This is a genomic window from Ruegeria sp. C6 (genome assembly GCF_056537625.1).
Map to the genome: position 1 here is coordinate 151871 of NZ_JBQFRW010000002.1, position 20864 is coordinate 172734.

Annotated in this window: 23 protein-coding genes; 9 read left to right on the plus strand and 14 right to left on the minus strand. The window is 58.0% G+C overall.

Features of this window, described 5'->3' with window-relative positions; all coding sequences use genetic code 11:
• Positions 1-37 precede the first annotated feature (37 nt).
• Entirely contained in the window at positions 38-1354 is a 1317-nt protein-coding gene (locus ACR0MJ_RS08345; protein ID WP_480760502.1) for a lytic murein transglycosylase, read from the minus strand.
• A 70-nt stretch (positions 1355-1424) separates the two neighbouring features.
• Complete coding sequence (locus ACR0MJ_RS08350; RefSeq protein WP_480760505.1) at positions 1425-2132, minus strand: helix-turn-helix transcriptional regulator; 708 nt, start codon at positions 2130-2132, stop codon at positions 1425-1427.
• Between the two features lie 82 nt (positions 2133-2214).
• On the opposite strand from ACR0MJ_RS08350, the gene ACR0MJ_RS08355 reads away from it, so the two are divergent.
• Positions 2215-2913 (plus strand): glutathione S-transferase family protein, encoded by a 699-nt coding sequence (locus ACR0MJ_RS08355; protein WP_480567956.1) that lies wholly within the window; start codon positions 2215-2217, stop codon positions 2911-2913.
• Entirely contained in the window at positions 2910-3296 is a 387-nt protein-coding gene (locus ACR0MJ_RS08360) for a DUF1801 domain-containing protein (RefSeq protein WP_170406797.1), read from the plus strand. The genes ACR0MJ_RS08355 and ACR0MJ_RS08360 overlap by 4 nt, the downstream gene beginning before the upstream one ends.
• Here the strand turns inward: ACR0MJ_RS08360 and rnr are convergent.
• The 3 genes from rnr to dapE are packed head-to-tail and all read right to left on the minus strand — an operon-like array spanning position 3287 to position 7321.
• The gene (rnr, locus tag ACR0MJ_RS08365; RefSeq protein ID WP_480760511.1) at positions 3287-5545 is read right to left on the minus strand and encodes a ribonuclease R; all 2259 of its coding nucleotides are present in this window, start codon (positions 5543-5545) and stop codon (positions 3287-3289) included. The genes ACR0MJ_RS08360 and rnr overlap by 10 nt on opposite strands.
• Before the next feature lie 57 nt (positions 5546-5602).
• Positions 5603-6178 (minus strand): TIGR04282 family arsenosugar biosynthesis glycosyltransferase, encoded by a 576-nt coding sequence (locus tag ACR0MJ_RS08370; protein WP_480760514.1) that lies wholly within the window; start codon positions 6176-6178, stop codon positions 5603-5605.
• A gap of 3 nt (positions 6179-6181) precedes the next feature.
• Complete coding sequence (gene dapE / locus ACR0MJ_RS08375; protein WP_480760519.1) at positions 6182-7321, minus strand: succinyl-diaminopimelate desuccinylase; 1140 nt, start codon at positions 7319-7321, stop codon at positions 6182-6184.
• A gap of 207 nt (positions 7322-7528) precedes the next feature.
• Here dapE and ACR0MJ_RS08380 point away from each other — a divergent pair, with 207 nt between their 5' ends.
• Positions 7529-8587 carry a transporter substrate-binding domain-containing protein gene (locus tag ACR0MJ_RS08380; RefSeq protein ID WP_170514903.1) on the plus strand — a complete coding sequence of 353 codons (1059 nt, stop codon included), beginning with the start codon at positions 7529-7531 and terminating at the stop codon, positions 8585-8587.
• Here ACR0MJ_RS08380 and ACR0MJ_RS08385 read toward each other — a convergent pair.
• Genes ACR0MJ_RS08385 through ACR0MJ_RS08395 form a run of 3 tightly spaced genes read right to left on the minus strand, consistent with a single transcriptional unit; the run spans position 8584 to position 9801 of the window.
• Positions 8584-8928 (minus strand): hypothetical protein, encoded by a 345-nt coding sequence (locus ACR0MJ_RS08385; protein WP_170399025.1) that lies wholly within the window; start codon positions 8926-8928, stop codon positions 8584-8586. The two genes, ACR0MJ_RS08380 and ACR0MJ_RS08385, sit on opposite strands and share 4 nt — an antisense overlap.
• 37 nt (positions 8929-8965) lie before the next feature.
• A complete protein-coding gene (locus ACR0MJ_RS08390; protein WP_170399028.1) occupies positions 8966-9559 on the minus strand; it encodes a TetR/AcrR family transcriptional regulator in 594 nt (197 codons plus the stop codon).
• Positions 9559-9801 carry a hypothetical protein gene (locus ACR0MJ_RS08395; RefSeq protein ID WP_255611946.1) on the minus strand — a complete coding sequence of 81 codons (243 nt, stop codon included), beginning with the start codon at positions 9799-9801 and terminating at the stop codon, positions 9559-9561. Before ACR0MJ_RS08395 ends, ACR0MJ_RS08390 begins: the two co-directional genes overlap by 1 nt.
• A gap of 142 nt (positions 9802-9943) precedes the next feature.
• On the opposite strand from ACR0MJ_RS08395, the gene ACR0MJ_RS08400 reads away from it, so the two are divergent.
• On the plus strand, positions 9944-11125 hold the full coding sequence (locus ACR0MJ_RS08400; protein WP_170514911.1) for an aromatic ring-hydroxylating oxygenase subunit alpha: 1182 nt from the start codon (positions 9944-9946) through the stop codon (positions 11123-11125).
• 52 nt (positions 11126-11177) lie between these two features.
• Here the strand turns inward: ACR0MJ_RS08400 and dapD are convergent, their stop codons facing one another.
• From dapD to ACR0MJ_RS08425, 5 genes are all read right to left on the minus strand, one after another.
• The gene (dapD, locus tag ACR0MJ_RS08405; protein ID WP_170399035.1) at positions 11178-12005 is read right to left on the minus strand and encodes a 2,3,4,5-tetrahydropyridine-2,6-dicarboxylate N-succinyltransferase; all 828 of its coding nucleotides are present in this window, start codon (positions 12003-12005) and stop codon (positions 11178-11180) included.
• A gap of 92 nt (positions 12006-12097) precedes the next feature.
• Positions 12098-13063: a biotin synthase BioB gene (gene bioB, locus ACR0MJ_RS08410; RefSeq protein WP_480761036.1), complete on the minus strand. Its 966-nt coding sequence runs from the start codon at positions 13061-13063 to the stop codon at positions 12098-12100.
• A complete protein-coding gene (locus tag ACR0MJ_RS08415; protein WP_480705905.1) occupies positions 13056-13643 on the minus strand; it encodes a biotin transporter BioY in 588 nt (195 codons plus the stop codon). Before ACR0MJ_RS08415 ends, bioB begins: the two co-directional genes overlap by 8 nt.
• A 121-nt stretch (positions 13644-13764) precedes the next feature.
• Positions 13765-14364 carry a GntR family transcriptional regulator gene (locus ACR0MJ_RS08420; RefSeq protein ID WP_170625755.1) on the minus strand — a complete coding sequence of 200 codons (600 nt, stop codon included), beginning with the start codon at positions 14362-14364 and terminating at the stop codon, positions 13765-13767.
• Between the two features lie 44 nt (positions 14365-14408).
• Positions 14409-15320 carry a threonine/serine dehydratase gene (locus ACR0MJ_RS08425; RefSeq protein ID WP_480760525.1) on the minus strand — a complete coding sequence of 304 codons (912 nt, stop codon included), beginning with the start codon at positions 15318-15320 and terminating at the stop codon, positions 14409-14411.
• A gap of 78 nt (positions 15321-15398) precedes the next feature.
• Between ACR0MJ_RS08425 and ACR0MJ_RS08430 the strand changes: the two genes are divergently transcribed.
• A complete protein-coding gene (locus ACR0MJ_RS08430) occupies positions 15399-16241 on the plus strand; it encodes an LOG family protein (RefSeq protein WP_480760527.1) in 843 nt (280 codons plus the stop codon).
• Between the two features lie 3 nt (positions 16242-16244).
• A complete protein-coding gene (locus tag ACR0MJ_RS08435) occupies positions 16245-17342 on the plus strand; it encodes a cystathionine gamma-lyase (protein ID WP_480760529.1) in 1098 nt (365 codons plus the stop codon).
• On the opposite strand, the gene ACR0MJ_RS08440 is transcribed toward ACR0MJ_RS08435, so the two are convergent.
• A complete protein-coding gene (locus ACR0MJ_RS08440; RefSeq protein WP_170399056.1) occupies positions 17343-17726 on the minus strand; it encodes a hypothetical protein in 384 nt (127 codons plus the stop codon).
• Positions 17727-17883: 157 nt separating this feature from the next.
• On the opposite strand from ACR0MJ_RS08440, the gene ACR0MJ_RS08445 reads away from it, so the two are divergent.
• The 3 genes from ACR0MJ_RS08445 (at position 17884) to ACR0MJ_RS08455 (ending at position 20864) form a co-directional block, all read left to right on the plus strand.
• Complete coding sequence (locus ACR0MJ_RS08445) at positions 17884-18801, plus strand: DnaJ C-terminal domain-containing protein (protein ID WP_480760533.1); 918 nt, start codon at positions 17884-17886, stop codon at positions 18799-18801.
• A complete protein-coding gene (locus ACR0MJ_RS08450; protein WP_170406831.1) occupies positions 18798-19142 on the plus strand; it encodes a hypothetical protein in 345 nt (114 codons plus the stop codon). The genes ACR0MJ_RS08445 and ACR0MJ_RS08450 overlap by 4 nt, the downstream gene beginning before the upstream one ends.
• A 63-nt stretch (positions 19143-19205) precedes the next feature.
• A complete protein-coding gene (locus tag ACR0MJ_RS08455; protein WP_480760536.1) occupies positions 19206-20864 on the plus strand; it encodes a U32 family peptidase in 1659 nt (552 codons plus the stop codon).

Here is a 20864-nt window from a genome sequence, read left to right on the forward strand (position 1 = left end):
TTAGATCATGGGCGACCCAATTGGGTCGCCCTGATTATCAGCGCATCCTTTCCAGCAGGCCGAGCGACGGGTATCCATCCGGGATCAACCCCTGAGCAACCTGAAACGCGCGCACCGCGTTAATCGTATTTGGCCCGGTGCGCCCATCGATCCCTTGTGTATCGAAGCCCGCCTGAGTCAGCCGACGCTGTAGTTCTTTCTTTTCAGTAAAGCTCAATACGCGATCGCCACGCGGCCAATCGGCCTCAAACGGAGAGCCTCCTGCAAGCCGGTCGGACAGATGCCCGATTCCGATCACATAGGCATCGGCGCCGTTGTAGGCCTCGATCACTTTGAAATTATTGAAGATCATCAGGGCGACACCCCGACCACCCGCCGGTAATAAGATTGCTGCTTGCCCGTGATCGGGCACTGCCTTGCCCGAGTAATCAAGAACCCCACGGGCCGCCCATTCCGACGGCATCAGAGTGAAATCTCGCCGCGCGTTGGCGTAGTCAAAGTCGGATGGTAGTTGCACTTCGACCCCCCAAGGTTGGCCTTTGGTCCATCCATGTTTTGCCAAATAGGAAGCAGCTGATGCTAAGGCATCAGTTGGATTATCCGACCAGATCTCGCGACGCCCATCTCCATCGAAATCAACCGCGTAATCAAGAAACGAGGTCGGCATGAACTGTGTATGCCCCATCGCCCCAGCCCAGCTGCCTACCATATTCTCAGGGTCGACATCCCCTGCCTGCAGTATCTGCAACGCGGCGATCAGCTGTCCCTCAAAAAAGCTTGCTCGTCGAGCATCAAAGGCCAAAGTCGCCAGCGACCGAATGGTTTGCTTGCTTCCTCGGTAGGTGCCGAACGAAGTCTCAAGACCCCAGATCGCGGTCACGACCTCTTTTTCGACGCCGTACTGGGCTTCGATCCGGGTCAAAGTCTCTCGGTGCTTGTCTAGTCCAACGCGACCGTTGGAAATCCGCGTTTTTGAAACCGCTCCGTCCAGATATTCCCAGATCGGTTTGGAAAACTCCGCCTGATTGCGATCGCGTTTGATGATGTCACTGTCATAGGTCACCCCAGCCAACGCCCGATCCAGCGTATTGACCGAGATGCCCTGCTCTTGCGCCCGCTTGCGAAATGCCCCCAGCCAAGCCTGAAATCGGGCATTCCCGTCTGCCGATACACGTTGCACCTCGACCTTAGGCCGCAGCACGGGCCGTACCGAGACCGTCACGTCCGCCGAGGCCAGTTGCACATTGTCGACCAAAGGTCGGGCCAGAGGCCGTATCGAATTGTCTGTTGTATCCGCCTGCACGATGGATGCCCATAATGCGGCGGTCATAACGCCACCTACACACTTACGCATTCCGTTTTATCCTGATTACTGCTCAGAGCCGATGATAGCGCACAATCGGGATTTCTCAAAACGCAGAGCGTCAGGTTTCCTGAACCTGTTCCTCACGTTCCGCACGAATACGGGCAATGGCATCACGCAATAGCAATACGCGATTGGGTCGGAAGCTATCCTCGGTCACATCCATGCCCTGCATACGATCCAGCCGAAACACTCGGAAATCCTGTCGCAGGTGGCACCAACTCAGCAATACGCTGGCACGGTCCATATAGACGATGCTCAGCGGATTGACCCGACGACGGGTGTCTGCGCCTTTGGCATCGGTATAGGCGAACTCGATCACGCGTTCGTCCCACGCGGCTTGGCGCAGTTCGGCGACATCGATGGTTGGCACGGCCGGCCTGTCAAATCGCGTGGCGGTCAAAACGGCGTGGCTCAATCGGTGCGACTGGCGCTGCGGCAATCGGCCCTGCAGCTTGCGTAAGGCTGCACTTGCGGCATCCGACAGCGCCGGGTCTCCGATCAATTGCACCTCGCGCAAGCCCAACACCAGCGCTTCGAGCTCATCATTGGTGAAACCCAACGGCGGTAGGGTGGCATCCTCGATTAGGGTGAACCCGAACCCGGCCTCTCCGTCGATTATCGCCCCGAGGCCACGCAATGCATCGATATCCCGGTGCACTGTGCGCGGCGAAACGCCTAAATCCTGCGCCAATTGAACCGACGTCCTGGGCGAGGGGCCAGATCGTAGGGCCTGCATCAACTGAAAAAGACGGGCGGTGCGGGACATAGTATATTCTACTCTAAGCCTAATGTCAGAATATGTCATCAGTCCGGCGTATCCATCAGGCGTCCCAACTATGGAGCTGATGATGCTGACCCTTCTCACCTTCCCCTCCGCCTTTGGCCTGTTCAGCGCCAGCCCATTCTGTGTGAAAACGGCCCTGATGCTTCAAAACGCGGGCCTGCGCTGGCAACGGTCCGATCTGCTGGACCCACGCAAGATGCCACACCAGAAGCTGCCGGTTCTTCGCACGCCTGAACGTCTGATTCCGGACAGCGACCTGATCCGCGACTGGCTTGAGGCTCAGGGGGCCGATTTCGATGCTGGCCTGACCGACCTGCAAAAAGCCCAGTCCCGCGCACTGGTCCGCATGGCCGAGGAACACCTTTACTTTCATGTCGTGCAGGACCGTTGGGCCAATGATGAGGTTTGGCCAATCCTGCGCGATACATTCTTTACCGTCATTCCCGCACTGATCCGCAAGCCGGTTTCGAATTCGATCCGGAAATCCGTTCTCAAGGGGCTCGCGTTTCAAGGTGTATCCCGCTTTTCGCCCGTCGAACGACAAGACCGGCTGGAGCGCGACTTTGAGGCGATCTCGGCCTATCTTTGGCAATCGCCTTATCTGATGGGAGAGAAACCTACCTCGGCGGACATGAGCGTCGGTCCAATGCTGGCGGCGATGCGCGCGACACCATCAGACACCCCCCTGACCCGTCGGATTAAACAAGATAAGCTGCTCAACAGATATATCGACCGAATGGAGCAGGCGATCCCGCTATCATGACAGCCTTTGAGGACAAAAAAGTCGCTGCAGCCTATGAGGCGCTTCCGGAAGAGACGCGCAATGGGGCACTAGCGCTGCGCGAGTTGATCTTCGAAACTGCGGCCTCGCTGCCACGCGCTCAGCCTCTGGAAGAAGCGTTGCGGTGGGGCCAGCCCGCCTATCTGGCGCCCAAAGGCTCGACGATTCGTTTGGGCGGACACAAGGCGGCTTGCTTTGCGTTGTTCGTACACTGCCAAAGCCGACTGATGGGGGATTTTACCTCCGCCTTTCCTGGAGAGGATCGGATCGACGGCAATCGCGCGATTCTGTTCGACCGGCCCGATCAGATTGATCCTACGCGCCATGGCTGGCTGATTGCGCGCGCGCTTACTTATCACCTCTGACGGCGTTTGCGTTCGACCTTGCGCTTGATCTTGTCCTTCTTGCGCTTGGTGCTGGCGGCCTTGCGCCGCGTTCCGCGCTTGGCGGGGCCACGGCCGCGCGGCAGCGCCTGATCATCGATGGACAACAACTCCAATTCCAATCCGCCCGTCACCGGCGTCGCCTCGGTCAACCGCACCGTGACACGCTGGCCAATGGCGATGATCAGCCCGGTGTCCGAGCCCATCAGCGTCCCGGCCTCTCGGTCGAAATGGAAAAACTCTCGCCCCAGCGAACGCACTGGAACCAGACCGTCCGCTCCGGTCTCGTCCATCTTCACGAAGGCACCGAACCGGGCAATACCGCTGATCCGGCCAGAAAACTCATTGCCGACCCTCTCGCTGAGATAGGCCGCCAGATAGCGATCAGTCGTATCGCGCTCGGCCATCATCGAGCGGCGCTCGGTATCCGAGATATGGGTTGCCGTTTCTTCCAACCGTGCAATCTCATCCTCGGTCAAACCGTCCTTGCCCCAGCCATGGGCTGAGATCAGCGCGCGATGCACGATCAGATCAGCATAGCGCCGGATGGGAGAAGTGAAATGCGCATAGTTCCGCAGAGCCAGCCCAAAATGGCCGAAATTTTCGGGGTTGTAATAGGCCTGCGCCATCGACCGCAGGGTCGTCAGATTGATCAGCTCCGCATCCTCGGTACCAGCGGCGGCGTTTAGCAGCGCGTTCAGATGTCGGGTCTGCAATACCTGCCCTTTGGCGAGATTTAATCCCGCCGCCTGCGCCGTCTCTCTCAGGCTTTCCAGCTTTTCGGGCGCGGGCTCTTCGTGGACGCGGAACAGTAGCGGGCGGCGTTTGGTGATCAGGGTCTCGGCAGCGGCGACATTGGCGAGGATCATGAATTCCTCGATCAGCTTATGCGCATCCAGCCGGTCACGGAACGCGACGCTGGTCACCTCACCCGTATCGCTGAGTACGATTTTGCGTTCAGGCAGGTCCAGCTCCAGCGGCTGCCGCACGGAACGCGCCTTTTTCAGCGCAGCATACGCGGTATAAAGCGGATTCAGCACCGTATCCAACAGCGGCCCGGTGCGGTCGTTCGGGTTGCCGTCGATGGCCTCCTGCACCTCGGTATAATTCAGCGAGGCGGCAGAGCGCATCAGGCCGCGCACGAACTGGTGGCCGATCTTGTTGCCTTCGGCATCAATCTGCATCCGAACCGCGATACAAGCGCGCGGGACGCCTTCGTGCAGGGAGCATAGATCGCCGGACAGGCGATCCGGCAGCATCGGCACTACGCGGTCCGGGAAGTAACTGGAGTTGCCTCGCTTGCGTGCCTCGCGATCCAGCGCCGTACCGGGTTTCACATAGGCGGCGACGTCAGCGATGGCGACCCAGATCACATGGCCACCCGGGTTCTTGGGATCGTCATCGGCATGGGCATAGCAGGCGTCGTCGTGGTCCCGTGCATCCGCAGGATCGATGGTCAGCAAGGGCATATCCCGCAGGTCTTCACGCCCTTTCAGTCCAACGGGTTTGGCCTTGTCGGCTTCTTCGATTACCTTGTCCGGGAAATCGTCGGGAATACCGTGTTGGTGGATGGCGATCAACGAGACAGCCTTGGGCGCGGTCGGATCGCCGAGCCTTTCAACAATACGCGCACGCGGCAGACCCATGCGGTTCTTGGGTCCGGCCTGTTCGGCCTCAACCAACTCACCATCCTTGGCCCCCAGAACGGCCCCGTCCGCGACCAGCCATTCTGTCTGACCAGCCTTGTCGATGGGCACGATCCGCCCGCCTTCGGCCCCTTTGCGGAAAATGCCGACGATCTTGCGCGGGTTGGTGCCGATGCGGCGGATCAAGCGGGCTTCGTAATTGTGATCTTCCTCATGCACCACGGTCAGGCGGGCCAGAATGCGGTCACCCTCACCCAGCGCCGGATCGCTGGCACGCGTTACGAGCAGAACGATGGGCTCGACCCCCTCTCCGTGCCATTCCAACGGGCGCGCAAACAGGTCGCCATCTACGTTCGGGGCCTTCACCTGCAACACGCTGACCGGCGGCAGACGATCCGGATCGCGATAGCTGCGCTTGCGTTTTTCCAGATGGCCGTCGGCCTCAAGTTCTTTCAGGATACGCTTCAGATCGATCCGATCCGCGCCTTTGATGCCAAAAGCCTTGGCGATATCACGTTTCGAGGTCAGGGTAGGGTTCGCCGAGATCCAGTCGAGGATCTCTTGCTTGGTCGGAATGCGTGTCATGAGTTTGGCCTAGCACGGGCATGCGACCGCGTCATGGTCAAAAAGCGGTGCCTCATGTCAGCCGTGCAGATCGGCCACGGTATCCACATCGCGCAGATTATCCAGCAACGCTACTCGGCACCCGCGAACCGAATTCAGTGTGTCTTCCAACGCGTGTTCCGTTGACCAGCGCACATCGCGGAATAATCCCGAAGGCAACGCGCCATAACGCTGAGCACCAACTAACCAATAGCCGCCATCCAGGGATGGCCCGAACACCATCTCAGCTTGTCCCAACGCGCGAAAGGCCCGCGCGATGTGACCCCGTGTGATTCCCGGAATATCCGCACCAATCAGACAAACCGGCCCGTTTTGGGCAGCGCGCAGCATCCGCCCCATCCGGTCCCCCAAATCTCCGCGCCCTTGCGCCATGCGTGGCAAATCGGCAGGCCAGACACGGCTGTTCATTCCTTCCCGATCCGGAGAGACCGCCAGTACTATCTGCCAGCGCGGATCGCGCAAACGCAGGATAAGGGAACGCGTTTGGTGCCGAAACCACCAAGCAGCTCCAACCATGCCGATATCGCGCCCCAAACGGGTCTTGACCCGCCCAGGACGTGGCTCTTTCACCATGATGACCAGCGTTTTCTGCATGAATCAGGCGAAGTATTCCGTCAGAATACGGGTGTAGATCGCCTTGAGTTGATGAATTTGCGCCACTTCGACACATTCATCGACCTGATGCATGGTGCGCCCGACAAGACCGAACTCAACCACTGGGCAGTGGTCTTTGATGAAGCGGGCATCCGATGTCCCACCCGCGGTCGAAAGCTGTGGACGGATATTGGTTTCTGCCTTAACAGCATGAGCCACCAGATCAGACAGCGGCCCGGGAGGGGTCAGAAAGCTTTCGCCCGAAATCTTGATCCGGGTCTCGACATCGACGCCGAACGCCTCGGCAACGGCGGCTGCCTCGGATTGCAACCAATCGCTCAAACTGGCCCCGGAATGCAGCTCATTGAACCGGATATTCACTGTCCCAGAACATTGCGTCGGGATCACATTTGTCGCCGGATTACCGGTGTCGATCGTGACAACCGCCAAGGTCGAGGCGTCAAAGTGGTCGGTACCCTGATCCAGTTCGTGGCTGGCCAGCCGATCCATCAGCCGTGCCATCGCTGGCACCGGGTTCTTCGCCCGATGCGGATAGGCCGAATGCCCCTGCACTCCGGTCACAGTGAACCACGCAGTCATCGAACCGCGCCGACCGATCTTCATCATTTCGCCCATCGTGTTCGGGCAAGTGGGTTCTCCCACCAGACAAACCGACATCCGCTCATCCGTTGCGGCCATGTGATCCAGTAAAGCAACAGTGCCATCCAGTGCGTCGCCTTCTTCATCACCTGTGATCGTCAGGATCACCGCCCCATCCGGGGGCGTGTCACGCACAAAATCGATAGCCGCTGCCGCAAATGCTGCCACGCCCGATTTCATATCCGTTGCGCCCCGGCCGTACATCACCCCGTCCCGGACCTCGGCGCCAAAGGGGGGCATGGTCCAGGCTGCTTCATCCCCTACCGGAACCACATCCGTATGACCATTAAAGCCAAAGCTGCGCGCGTGACCCTTCTGCCCCCACCGGGCGAAGAGGTTGCAGGTTCCACCTCGATCTACGCGAGTGCAATAGAATCCGGCCTCCTCCAGCACCTGCTGCAGCAAGACCAATGCCCCGCCTTCATCAGGTGTGACTGATGGGCAACGGATCAGATTTGCTGTCAGCTCAACTGGATCGGTCATATTGGGCCTCTTGTCCTTATGGGTGCCTGTGTTCCTGCACAGATTCAACGAATTGCCCGGATTGCCAACCCCGAATAGTCGAATTCCGAGACCGAATGCCCAAGCGGCTTGATTTTGCACCCCAACAAAACATGAGCGTTGACCCAGCGGCTGCCTTGCCGCGCTGCCCTTAAGTGAGTTAGAGGGCCGCGAAACAGGTGATTCCACATGAAGCGTGTCTTCTTCGCATTGATCTGCCTGACTTTCGCGACTCTTGCGCAGCAAAGCCAGGCCCAGTCTCTTACGGTTACAACGGTAACCCGTCCTCCGTTCTCATTTGTCGAGGACGGTGCCCAGACCGGTTTCTCGATGGATCTTCTGGCGGCACTGTCTGAATCGCTCGGCTGGAAATACTCGATCAACCGCGTCGAGACATTTGGAGAAATGTTGGGCGCGGTTCAGGATGGCTCCGCCGATCTGGCGATCGCTAATATATCGATCACCGCCTTGCGCGAAACCCGAATGGATTTCACACAACCGATATTTGAGGCCGGATTACAGATCATGGTCCCGTCAGAGGCCGCTCGCCAGCCATCGCTGTTGCACGCTTTGCTGTCTCGGGAATTGTTCATCGCCATCGGGCTGGCCTTTGCGATCCTGCTTGGTGGCGGCATGCTGATGTGGAGTTTTGAGAAACGCGCGCAGCCCTACTTTGATCGCAAATTGAATGAGGCGTGGTTCCCGTCGTTCTGGTGGGCCCTCAACCTGGTGGTGAACGGTGGCTTTGAAGAGCGGATGCCGCGCACCCCGTTTGGCCGCCTGTTGGGTGTAGTACTGGTGGTGTCATCCCTATTCATCGTCTCCGTTTTCACGGCCCGGATCACCTCGGTGATGACGGTGGACGCAATCACCGGCAGCGTCAATTCGGTCAACGACCTTTACGGCAAACAGGTCGGGACGATTTCCGATTCAACCGCCGCCAGTTTCCTGAACCGGCGCGAGATCGACTATACCGGCTATGGCGATCTGCAGGACATGCTGAACGCGTTTGAGAATAAGGATTTGGATGCGGTCGTTTTCGACGCTCCGATCCTGTCCTATTATGCCAGCCACGAAGGGCGCAGAATGGCGACAATGACCGGGGGCATCTTCCTGCGTGAAAACTATGGGATCGCATTTCCAACCGGATCGCCATTGGTCGAAGACGTCAATCAGGCGCTGCTGTCCCTGCGCGAAGACGGCACCTATGACGAAATCTATCGCAAGTGGTTCGGGGTGAGAAACTAAGCAGTTTCCTCGTCGCCGAAGAATGGCGTCATCTGTGCCACGATAACCGCGTTTTCATCCAGCGCCCGTTGCATCAATGCCCGCTCATCCGGATCGATATCATGTCCTTGCGCCTCACGCTCGGCCAGGGTGCCATAGCCGGTGACATCCAGCGGTGCAGTATCGGCCTGCTTCAGGATCGCTACTGTCTCGCGCACGGCTTCGGCCTCGTCCACGCCGCTGGCAAAACACATCAACGCCGCCCCGGTCGCGCCTTCGGGCAGGCCGTCGCCATCTTTGCGACCGATCTGAACCAACAACGTATAGACTTGCTGGCGCGAAGGTTTTTTCTGCTTTTCCATAGTGCCCGCAATACGCTGGCCCGATGGCACGGTCAACTCAGTCGCAGGTGCTGGCGTATAGGTGGTCCAACAGCATCTGCGCTGCCACGCGCTGCGTGTCGCGCCATTCCGCCCGGGGTCGCAATGGCATCACAGCATCCGTATTGAAATAAATTGCGGACATACCAGCTGCCACGGCTTGGACCCCTTGCACATTGGCAGCAGGCAGTTCGTTCATGATTTCAGCAGCGATCCTTGCCTCGAAGTCATAGACAAACCCAAGCAAGGGTTCTCGCAAATCCGCGTGTCTTTCTGAGGCTGCGACCAAAGCGGCAAAAACCGCAGCACTTTCCGAAGAATAGGTGCCGCGTCCGAACAAAGCGTCCAGCATCGCTGCAACCCGATCAGTGCACGGCAGAGTGTCGAAGAGCGCCTCAACCTGATCCGCGAAGACTTTCAGGACGTGATCTAGCAGCTTGCTAACCATCTCATCCCGGTTGCCCAGATAGTGGCGCAGCAATGGCCGCCCGACGCCCGCCTCTTCTGATATGCGCGCCAAGGTCGAGCCATCCAGCCCGTACCGCGCGACACAACGCATAAATGCGTTCAGGATTTGCTCGGATCTGGCGTCTTTCATACTGGGACGGGGCATCAGAATCCGTTCGCAACTGGTGGAAAAACATCCGCCAGAACGTAGAGAACGCCCAAACCGATCCACAAACCCGTCAGCGACCAGAACAGTGCCGGATCTGTCGCGCGGTTTATCGGTTCGATCAAGAAGGCCTGCCCCGAGCGCACCGCCAAGAGCCCCCAAAATATGAACAACAGACCCCAAAGGCCGTAATACCCGGCGAAGGTCGAGACAAGAAGCGCCGCCAGAATTAGCAGTGTCATCCACCTTTGATTCCTCAGGGTTTGAATAAAAGTCATCCTGCCTCCAAGCGGGTTCAGAAAAATCTTAAGGTGAAATCTGGACATTCGAAGGTTTATTGTCAATATTGATGATTATCATTTTTGACAATAAACGGACTCAACAATGCCGCCTGACGCACTTCCGGATCAACCCAAGCAACAACTGCCGCGTGAGGCATATGTCTCGGACAGTTGGTATGAGGCCGAACAGAAAACCCTGTTCAGCAAGTGCTGGAGTTTTGCCGGCGTGACTATGGATTTCACCGAACCCGGCGATTTCAGGACGATTCAGGCCGGGGCCTACGCTCTGATCGTCATACGGGACGCAAATGGCGACTTGCGCGCCTTCCACAACCAATGCCGCCATCGCGGAACCGAGTTGTTGGAAGGTTGCGGCAACGCAGGCAAGACCATTGTCTGCCCTTATCACAACTGGGTCTACAATCTGGATGGCGCATTGCGCGGAGTACCAGCCCAGCGCGAGTGCTTTCCGGATCTGGACAAGAAGGCAACCGCGTTGTTCGGTGCCTCAGTCGGTGTCTTCCGCAACCTTGTTTTTGTTCACCCAGAACCGGATCAAAGCTTTGACGCGTGGCTTGGCGATCTGGCTCAAATACCTTGGCCTCATGATCTGGCATCAAGCGAGCTACAAGAGAACCCCGACGACGTGGTCTATGAGATCAACTGCAATTGGAAGGTCTTCTTTGAAAATGCAATCGACGGCTATCATCTGGCCTATCTGCACAAAGACACGTTGGGCGGGCCAACCCATGACAAGAATCTTTGGGAGGTTTTTGGCCACAACATGGTCTGGTGGTCGACCGAGCGCGAAGGCGTCAAACATCGTATCCCTCAGTTTGTTGAAAACTCGGCCAAAGGGTCCGGCCTGAAAACGGTACGGAATGCCGAAACGCCGGGCTATGGTGGGGTCTACATGCTGTTTCCGACCACGATCCTGACGCCAAACCCCTGGGGGTTTTCGATATCGACCATGGAACCGGTCGACGCCAACACAACTCTGCTGCGGGTCAGAAACTGGTCGCCTAAAGGCTGGTTCACCTATACGCATCGCGCGGCGGACATACCCGGATACGACCCGGAATCCGGTCGGATCAAATCCTCTCACTGGACCCAGCACCCACTGGAGACGGGGGATTTTCAGACCGAGGATGTCTGGGTGTGCGAAAAGATGCAGCGCGCCCTTCAATCGCCCCGATATCAAGTCGGCCCTCTGGCCAAAGGGGCCGGAGGTGAGGCGGCGATTGATTTCTTTCAGCAAACAGTGCTGGAGTTCATGCCAAAATAAGAAAGGCCGCAGAGCATGCACTCTGCGGCCTATTCAAACTGAAACGAGGGGATCAGTCGCGCAGTAGCTCATTGATCCCAGTTTTCGAACGGGTCTTTTCATCGACGCGTTTCACGATGACCGCGCAATACAGGCTTACATTGTTCTTGGACGGCATCGAGCCCGCAACAACCACCGAATAGGGCGGAACCTCGCCATACATGACTTCACCGGTTTCGCGGTCCACGATCTTGGTGGATTTACCGATGAATACGCCCATGCCCAGAACCGAACCCTCGCGGACGATGCAGCCTTCGACCACTTCCGAACGCGCACCGATAAAGCAGTTGTCCTCGATAATGGTCGGACCGGCCTGCATCGGCTCCAGTACGCCTCCAATGCCGACGCCGCCCGACAAGTGCACGTTCTTGCCGATCTGCGCGCAGGAACCAACGGTGGCCCAGGTATCAACCATCGTGCCTTCATCGACATAAGCGCCAAGGTTCACGAACGAGGGCATCAGCACCACACCAGGTGCGACATAGGCCGACTTGCGGACCACACAGTTTGGCACGGCGCGGAACCCTGCCGCGCGCCACTGGTTCTCTCCCCAGCCGGCGAACTTGCTGTCGACCTTATCCCACCAGCCGCCGTCTTGCGGGCCTCCGGTCTGGATTTCCATGTCCTTGATGCGGAACCCCAGCAGAACTGCTTTTTTCGCCCACTGGTTCACGTGCCAATCACCACTATCGAGCTTTTCAGCCACCCGCAGCGAACCGCTGTCCAGCGCGCTCAGCGTGTCTTCGATTGCTTCTCGTTGCTCGCCGGTGGTCGCAGGGGTGATTGTGTCACGTACTTCCCAGGCGGCTTCGATGGCGGCTTCCAGTTGCGCATTGGACATGGGGCGTCTCCCTAGAGAATCTGTTCACGTTGATGTGGCCTATACGCAAGCGAGACCCATGGCGCAATGCGACGCGGATACCTCGGTTTGCGTCAATCATCGGTAAGTGCGCTGAGTGCGGCAAACATATCCCGGTCATTTTGGGTTCCGGCATTGGGTGCGGTCAGCAACACATCGCCGTAGAAAACCGAATTTGCACCAGCCAGAAAGCACAAAGCCTGCTCGGCAGTTGAAAAATCCAACCGCCCTGCGGACATACGCACCCGTGTTTGCGGCATGGTGATCCGCGCGGTCGCAACCATGCGCACCAGATCAAAAATGCCCACCTTTTCTAGATGCGCCAGCGGCGTGCCTTTGATCGGGATCAGCGCGTTTATCGGTACGCTTTCGGGATGCGGGTCAAAATTCGCAAGGACCTGCAACAGCGAGGCACGATCCCGCAGGCTTTCACCCATACCGATAATGCCGCCGCAGCACAGATCAATGCCTTCGTCCCGGCAATAGCTGAGGGTCTCAAGACGATCCTGATAAGTACGAGTTCCAATAATCTCGCCATAGAATTCCGGCGAAGTATCCAGGTTATGATTGTACGCGGTAAGTCCCGCCTCCGCCAATCGTTTGGCCTGATGTGGCTTGAGCATGCCCAGGGTGACGCAAGCCTCCATGCCCAGATCACGCACGCCCCGCACCATGTCCAGCACATTGTCGAATTCTTCGCCGTCGCGCACCTGACGCCATGCAGCACCCATGCAAAACCGTTCAGCCCCCGCATCGCGCGCCCGTTTGGCAAGCGAGATGACATGCGCAGGGTTCATGAGCTTTTCCTTGGTCAGCTCGACCTCGCGATGATGAGCGGATTGCGGGCAATAGGCGCAATCCTCGGGACAGCTTCCGGTTTTTATCGACAGCAGGCTGGCTTTTTGGATGTCGTTTGGATCGTGATACGTCCGGTGAATTACATTTGCGCGACCTACCAGATCCAACATTGGGAGGCGCATCAGCGCCTCCACTTCATCCACGGTCCAATCGCTGCGGATATCTTGCCCGGTATCAAGCATCTGGCTGCGGCCCACGGATTTTCTGCATCAGACCCGTCGGCAGGCCAATCACGAGAACGGCTGCCAATGCAATCTTCACGAGATCACCCAGAATGAAAGGGCTGAAACCGTAAACCAGAACCTTGTCTGCAGGCACGAACTGAGCCAACCAACCCAGACCCAGCGCATAGATCACCGCAAGCCCAGCCAGCATCGCCGGAACCAGAAACAGTTTGCGCAGATTGTCCGCTGCCCATCCAACCATGACCGAGGCGACCACGAAACCCAGCAAATAACCTCCGGTTCCGCCCATCATATAGGCCAGCCCGATGCCTTTTTCGGGCGTTCCGGCAAACACGGGCAAACCCACTGCCCCGGCGACCATGTAGCCGATCACGGTTGCAGAACCGAGACGCAGCCCAAATGCCGCGGCGACAGCCATGACAGCGGCGACTTGAAGGGTCATGGGCACAGGCCAAAATGGCACCTGGACTTTTGCACTGGCGGTCAAAAGAAGAATACCCAACGCGACACGAAGGATCTGACCCGCAGGGGTTATTACTCCGGCGGCCGGGAGGGTGGATTGCAGAGTGGCTTTCATCGTCATTCTCTTTTTATAGATAATATTGCATAGATTCGGAATTGATCATCATTTTTATCTATTAAAAATCAAGTCAAATCTTCTGAGGAGGCACAGATCGTCGTTTCAATGGCAGAAAGTATCAGCTGGCACGACGGATATGGCGCACAAGTATCGAGGTTGCGGCGGAAACGTCTTTACTCTTCAGCGCCTGAATGATCGCAGCGTGATCCGTATCGACGCGCTGCACCCATTTGGGCCGCCAATGTGCAAACAGGTGCCTGGCACTGGCGATGTGCAGGTCATCGACAGAATGCAAAAGGCGGGGCAACCCGCATGGTGTCAGGATGGCACGATGAAACACCCTGTTCCGCGCCTCCCACTGAGGCATGCTCTCTGCCTCATCACACGCCTTTCGTGCATCATCAGCGGCCTTCAGAGCAGATGGGGTCATGTTTTGCACGGAATACTGCATTGCCAGCGTTTCCAGCGCGACACGCATTTCGATCACCTCACGCACTTCGGCAGGGTCCAACGCGGTGACGCGCATGCCCTTTCGCGGCTCGCTTTTGGCCAATCCATGCGCCTCAAGCCGCAGCAGTGCTTCGCGCACCGGCACATGGCTGGTCTCAAAGTCGCGCGCGATATGGTCCTGACGCAGCTTTTCACCGGCAGGAAGATCGCCGGTGATGATTTTCTGGCTCAGGGCATTATAGATTGTGTCGGCAATGGTTGCGGTCATGAATTATAGATAAAATCCATGAACAACATCTACAAGCCGCATTCTCAACCCGTTAGCGGATCTGGCGCGATGTTCCCGCCGCAAATCAGCATTGCGACACGCTCACCCGGCTCCGGCTGGTAAGCGCCCGAAATCAGTGCGGCAAGCGCAGCAGCCCCTGCTGGTTCAACCAGTATTCGATGCGTCTGCCACAGAGTATTCTGGGCTTGCGCTATCGCATCATCAGAAACCAGAACCGAACTCATACCTTGGGCCAGCCCAAAGCAAATCTCACCAATTCTCCGTGCGCCCAGTGCGTTCGCTGCAATGCCCGAAACGGAAACATCAACCGGTTCGCCCGCAGCCAACGCCGCATTCAGCGCGCAAGAGGTTTCCGGTTCGACCGCCACGACTTTGCGCGCACCCTGAAACCATGCCAAAGCTCCGGCAATCAGCCCACCGCCGCCCACGGCCACCAATACTGTGTCCGCCTGCAAGCCCTGCGCGTCCCATTCAGCAAAACATGTCCCTTGCCCTGCCACCGTCGCTGGCGCATCATAGGCGTGGATTTGCATGGCGCCGGTGCTTTCCTCATGCGCCTGCGCCATGGTCAGTGCATTGGCGTATTCACCCGAAACAACACTCAGATCAGCCCCGATCCGCTTGATCAGCGCAATCTTGGAGGGACCTGCAAGTTCGGGCACAAAAATCTTCGCTGGGTAGCTCAGTGATTGCGCGGCATAAGCCGCTGCCGCACCGTGGTTGCCACCGGAAGCCGCCACGACGCCTGCCGCAGGCACATCCATGCTGAGCAGGGTATTGAACGCCCCGCGCGCTTTGAAGCTGCCGGTGTGCTGCATATGTTCAAGTTTCATTTCAACCGGATAGCCCGGAATTTGGCTTTCCATCACTGGCGTGACCTGTGCGTGTCCGGCAATGCGGTCCCGCGCTGCCAATATTTCACTTTTCCAATCCATTCTTGTCTTTCCGTGACTGGCACTCTGCCCGCGAACCCTATAGCTGTTTTGGAAACACGCAAGCAGGGAACCCCGCATATGAGAGAAGATCGCCTCAGCCCCTTTCGCGACGCACAGACCGACCGCTCGACCGCAAGCGAGGTACCAGATACCCCGCAGACGCGGTCTTCGGCCTATCGCCTTGCCTTCGCTGATGATGACTTCCTGTGCCGGGATGAGCTGCGCCCCGTGCGGCTGCAACTGGAGCTGTTGAAGCCCGAGATGATCATGACCGAGCGTGAGATCACCTCGACCATCGTCATGTTCGGTGGCGCGCGCATTCCGGAGCCGACCCAGAAACACACGGCGCGGACCGAGACCTTGGCCGGGCTGTCGAAATACTACGATGAAGCGCGTGAGTTTGCGCGTCTGATGACCGAGAAGTCAAATCGGACAGGTTACCGCGAGAACGTGATCGTCACGGGTGGCGGCCCCGGCGTGATGGAAGCGGGCAACCGTGGTGCACAGGATGCAGGCGGGTGTTCGATCGGCCTGAACATCGTGCTTCCGCACGAGCAGGCTCCGAACCTATACGTGACGCCTGATCTCAGCTTCAATTTCCACTATTTCGCCATCCGCAAGATGCACTTCCTTATGCGCGCTCGCGCCATCACCATCTTCCCCGGCGGCTTCGGCACCATGGATGAGCTCTTCGAATCCCTGACTTTGATCCAGACCGGCCGCATGGACCGCGTCCCTTTCCTGCTGTTCGGGCGTGAGTTCTGGGAAAAGGTTATCAACTGGGAAGCGCTGGCCGATGCGGGCACGATCTCGGACGAGGATCTTGACCTGTTCCGTTTTGTCGACACTGCGCAAGAGGCAGTCGAGATCATCGAGAACTGGGAACCCGCGCCCCCACGCGATGAAATACCGGGGCGCTGAGCCATGAGCCCGAAGACCGGAGAAATGTTGCACCTGCGCGGGAATGCGCTGAACAAGGGCGAGCCTGTGGCCCTGCCGTTGACCCAAAGCAGCATGTACCATCTGCCCGGCGCGCCGGATGGGCATGCCAGCTATGGCCGGGTCGATAACCCGACCTGGGTGCATCTGGAACACGTTCTGTCGCATCTCGAAGATGCACCCTGCCTCAGCTTTCCTTCGGGTATGGGTGCGATTTCGGCGGCCTTGTTTGCGACGGTCCAAGCCGGGTCGCGGCTTCTGATCCCGTCCGACGGGTATTATGTGACGCGCCTTTTGGCTGATCGGTTCCTGTCAAATCTGGGCGTCTCGGTTATCGAACGCCCAACCACCGACTTTGCCGAAGGTGGCTTTGATGAATTCGATGTGGTGTTTCTAGAAAGCCCCTCGAACCCCGGTCTGGACATGCTTGATCTGCCAGTAATCGCCGAGGCCGTGCGCGAGGCCGGCGGCATCACCATCGCCGACAACACAACGATGACCCCACTGGGTCAGCGCCCATTGAACCTTGGCGTCGATGTGGTTGTGAGTTCAGACACCAAAGCGATGGGTGGGCATTCGGACCTGTTGATGGGTCATTTAGCCAGCCGCAATCCGCAAATCATGGAGCGAGTTGAGGAATGGCGCCGCGTCTCCGGTGCGATCCCGGGGCCACATGAAGCGTGGTTGCTACATCGGGGTTTGGAGACTCTGGATGTGCGGTTTGATCGGATGTGTAGCTCAGCACAAATACTGGCTGAACGGCTGGCGGCGCACCCGGCCGTGAAACAGATCCGCTATCCCGGACTGACCGATGATCCGGCGCACACATTGGCGACGGCTCAAACCACGCGCTTCGGGTTTCTGCTAAGCATCACGCTTGAGACCGAGACCAAAGCCGAACAGTTCATCAATAGCTGCCCACTGCTGCGTCCGGCTACATCCTTCGGCGGCGTCCACAGTTCAGCCGAGCGGCGCGCCCGTTGGGGGGATGCTGTCGATCCTGCTTTCATCCGCCTGTCCGTGGGGTGCGAACCGGTGGACGAGTTGTGGCAGGCCATCGAGGCCAGTTTAGACGCGATATGACTATTTCTTAGGGTCGCGCAGTTCGGGAAACACGTAGATCGGCAGCACAATACTGCCGATCAGAGCGCCCAACCATACCAGCAAGGTTGCGGCCAACAGATTTGAGATACCGCCAATGGTCAGACCGGAAGTAATCAGATCGGTGACCAGAAGGCCAACAAAGGTTACGATCAAGGCAATTCCGCCCTTCAGCGCCGGCGCCTTCTTTTCCCCCAGCTTCAGGATCAGCGGTTCGGCTATCACCTGGACCAGGGTGAACACGACTACCACCACGATGAAGGAAATCGGTCGGATCGCAAACTCTGACAGCAGCAAACTGGCCAAAAGCAGCCCGATGGCGTTCCCAGCCAGCAATGCCAGCACCGATTTGAGCCTGCGCGTCATGGGGTGATCTCCGTCAATGATCAATCTGAAACATCTTAATATTAGCAGAGCTTGAAAGATTTACGAGACAATTTAGCCGCCTCTTCTTTTTGACCTGTTGAAATCAATTGATAAAATACCTTCATCAAGGCCAAACCCCACATCGACGAGAGGCAAGATGAGCGACGATCCCTATTCCGTACTTGGCGTCGCCAAAGACGCTAGCGATGCCGAGATCAAGAAAGCCTATCGGAAGATCGCCAAAGAATGCCACCCGGACCTCAAGCCGGGCGATGCCGAGGCAGAGGCCAAGTTCAAAGCCGCTGCTGCTGCTTATGACCTGCTGAAAGACTCCGAGACGCGCAAACGCTACGACAATGGCGAAATTGATGCGTCGGGTCAGGAACGTCCGCAGCAGCAGTATTATCGCGAATATGCCGAGGCTGCTGGTAACCCTTATCGCGGTCACGCGGCTGAACAAGACGATATGTCCGACATCTTTGCCGAATTCATGCGCGGGCGGGGTGGATATGGCCAGCGGAGCCAAGAGTTCCATGCACCGGGCCACAACCTGAACTACTCGCTGCAGATCAGCTTTCTTGACGCCGTTTTTGGAGCCAGCCAGAAATTGACCCTGCCAGATGGGAACCGGATTGAAGTGAAGATACCTGCGGGTATCACGACCGGGCAAACCATCCGCCTGCGTGGCAAAGGGGCCCCGGGGTACGGTGATGGGCATCCCGGCGATGCGCTTGTGACGATCTCGGTTGCGGATCACCCGGTGTTCGACCGTCAGGGCGATGACATCCACATCACGCTGCCCATCACCATTGATGAGGCCGTTCTGGGTGGCAAGGTTCCCGCCCCTACCATCGACGGTGGCGTCAATGTCAGTGTCCCAGCGGGGACCAGCAGCGGCAAAACCCTGCGCCTGCGTGGCAAAGGGGTCAAGAAACGCGGCTCGTCCGAGCGGGGCGATCAGTTCATAGAACTGACCGTCGCAATGCCAGACAAGGTAGACGATGAATTGAAGCACTTCATGGAGACATGGCGCGAAACCCACGGCTATGATCCGCGCAAAGGAATGCCGTCATGAGCCGCACATTGACCGAAGCCGAACTGATCGACGCCATCGCCCGCCTGACTTCGGATCGCCTGACCGAATATCTGGCCGCTGAGATCGTGATCCCCGAGCAATCGGAGCAAGGTCTGCGATATCAGCGCATCGACGTTGCCCGGCTAGAACTGGCATGCGAACTGCATGACCAGTACGACATGGAGGCCGATGCCCTGTCGATGATGATCTCTCTGATCGACCAGATGCATGGGCTGCGCGCCGAACTGCGCGAGGTTTTGAACGCGGTCGAGGCGCAACCGGAACCGGTTCGCCAACAACTGATCGAAGTGATCGGAACAGCGCGATTCCGTCGCAGTTAACGGGGTTTTGGGAGCCGGGATTTTGGCGTAGAAGGCGCCCTTGATCCTTAGCCCGGTATCCCCATGACCCAGTCCAGATCCGAATTGCTGATGCCTGCGGGCAATCTGCGTAAGTTGAAACTCGCCATCCTCTATGGCGCGGATGCGGTCTATCTGGGCACACCGGATATGTCGCTGCGGACAAAGTCCGAGTTCTCGCTGGAAGAGGTGATAGAGGGAGTCGAGTTCTGCCACAACCATGGCCGGCGCGCGTACCTGACGCTGAACCTGTTCTCGCACAATAAGGACATTCCGAAGCTGGACGAATACATCGACACTGTCCGCACGGTGAAACCTGACGGGCTGATAATCGCCGACCCCGGAGTGTTCCAATACGTCCGCGAACGCGCGCCGGAACTGCCGCTGCATATCTCGACGCAAGCCAATATCTGTTCGTGGTTGTCGGTGAAGTTCTGGCAGGATCAGGGGGCCGAGCTTGTGGTTCTGGCCCGCGAAGTCTCATACCCCGAATTGGTCGAGATTCGCGAGAAATGCCCCGATATCAAGCTTGAGGCGTTTGTGCACGGGGCCATGTGCATGACCTATTCGGGCCGCTGCCTACTGTCGAACTTCATGGCCGAACGCGGGGCCAATCAGGGCAACTGCGCCAATTCCTGCCGCTGGAACTATGGCCTGAAACTGCGCCTCAAAGATGGCACGCATCAGGAGCTGCGCATTACCGATGAAAACGCCGACCTATTCGAATTCCTGCTGGAAGAAGGCTGTCGCCCCGGTGATTTGATGCCCATCGAAGAGGATGATCGGGGATCCTACATCCTCAATTCCCGCGACCTGTGCATCATGCCCAAGCTGGATGAATACTTGAAGATCGGTGTCGACAGTCTGAAAGTCGAAGGGCGCGGCAAATCGGAATACTATGCCGCCATCGTCGCGCGCGCCTATCGTATGGCCATCGACGACTATCACGCCGACCCCGAGAACTGGGACTCGAAGCCCTATATGCGTGAACTCGAAACAGTCGGGAACCGCGGCTACACGCTGGCTTTCCACGAAGGCCGCCTGACCAATTATGCACATGATTACGAACACACAGCCTCGATTGCGCAGTGGGAATATGCCGGGATCGTCACCGAGGTGACCGAGGATGCCTTTCTGGTCGAGGTAAAAAACAAGCTGGAACCGGGGGATGTATTGGATTTCGTCTCTCCGATTTCGCGCGAGACGGTTCTGCTGCGGGTCTATGACTTTGAACGCGCTCATGATGGGGCGCGGCTGGACGTTTTGCATGGCAGTACCAAAACCATCATCCGCCTTCCCTTCACCCTGTTCGATCACGAGGATATCGACGATCTGCGCACCCGTTTCCCGGTCTACTCCGTCCTGCGCAAAGAACGTGCCCTGACCGACGAACACTGGAGTCGCATTCGGTTTGACAAGCTGGTTCAGGGGCTGGAAACTACCGGTCGCAATAACCCCAAGGCCTATGCCCGCCGCCGTGACGATCTGGTCGAGAAAATCGGCGAAGACGGCAATGAGCGCCGCTTCAAAACCAATCGTATCGGAACCGAGGGATGTTGCGGCAAAGGCTGCAACGGCTGTTTGATCTTCTGGCAGGATGAGAAATACGCGCTCGCCCGCGAGGTCCTATACAAACGCAAACAGGGTGAGCAGCTGAGCCGTCAGGAAGCGACTGAGCTGAAGCTGCCTTATCCTGCGGCCTGA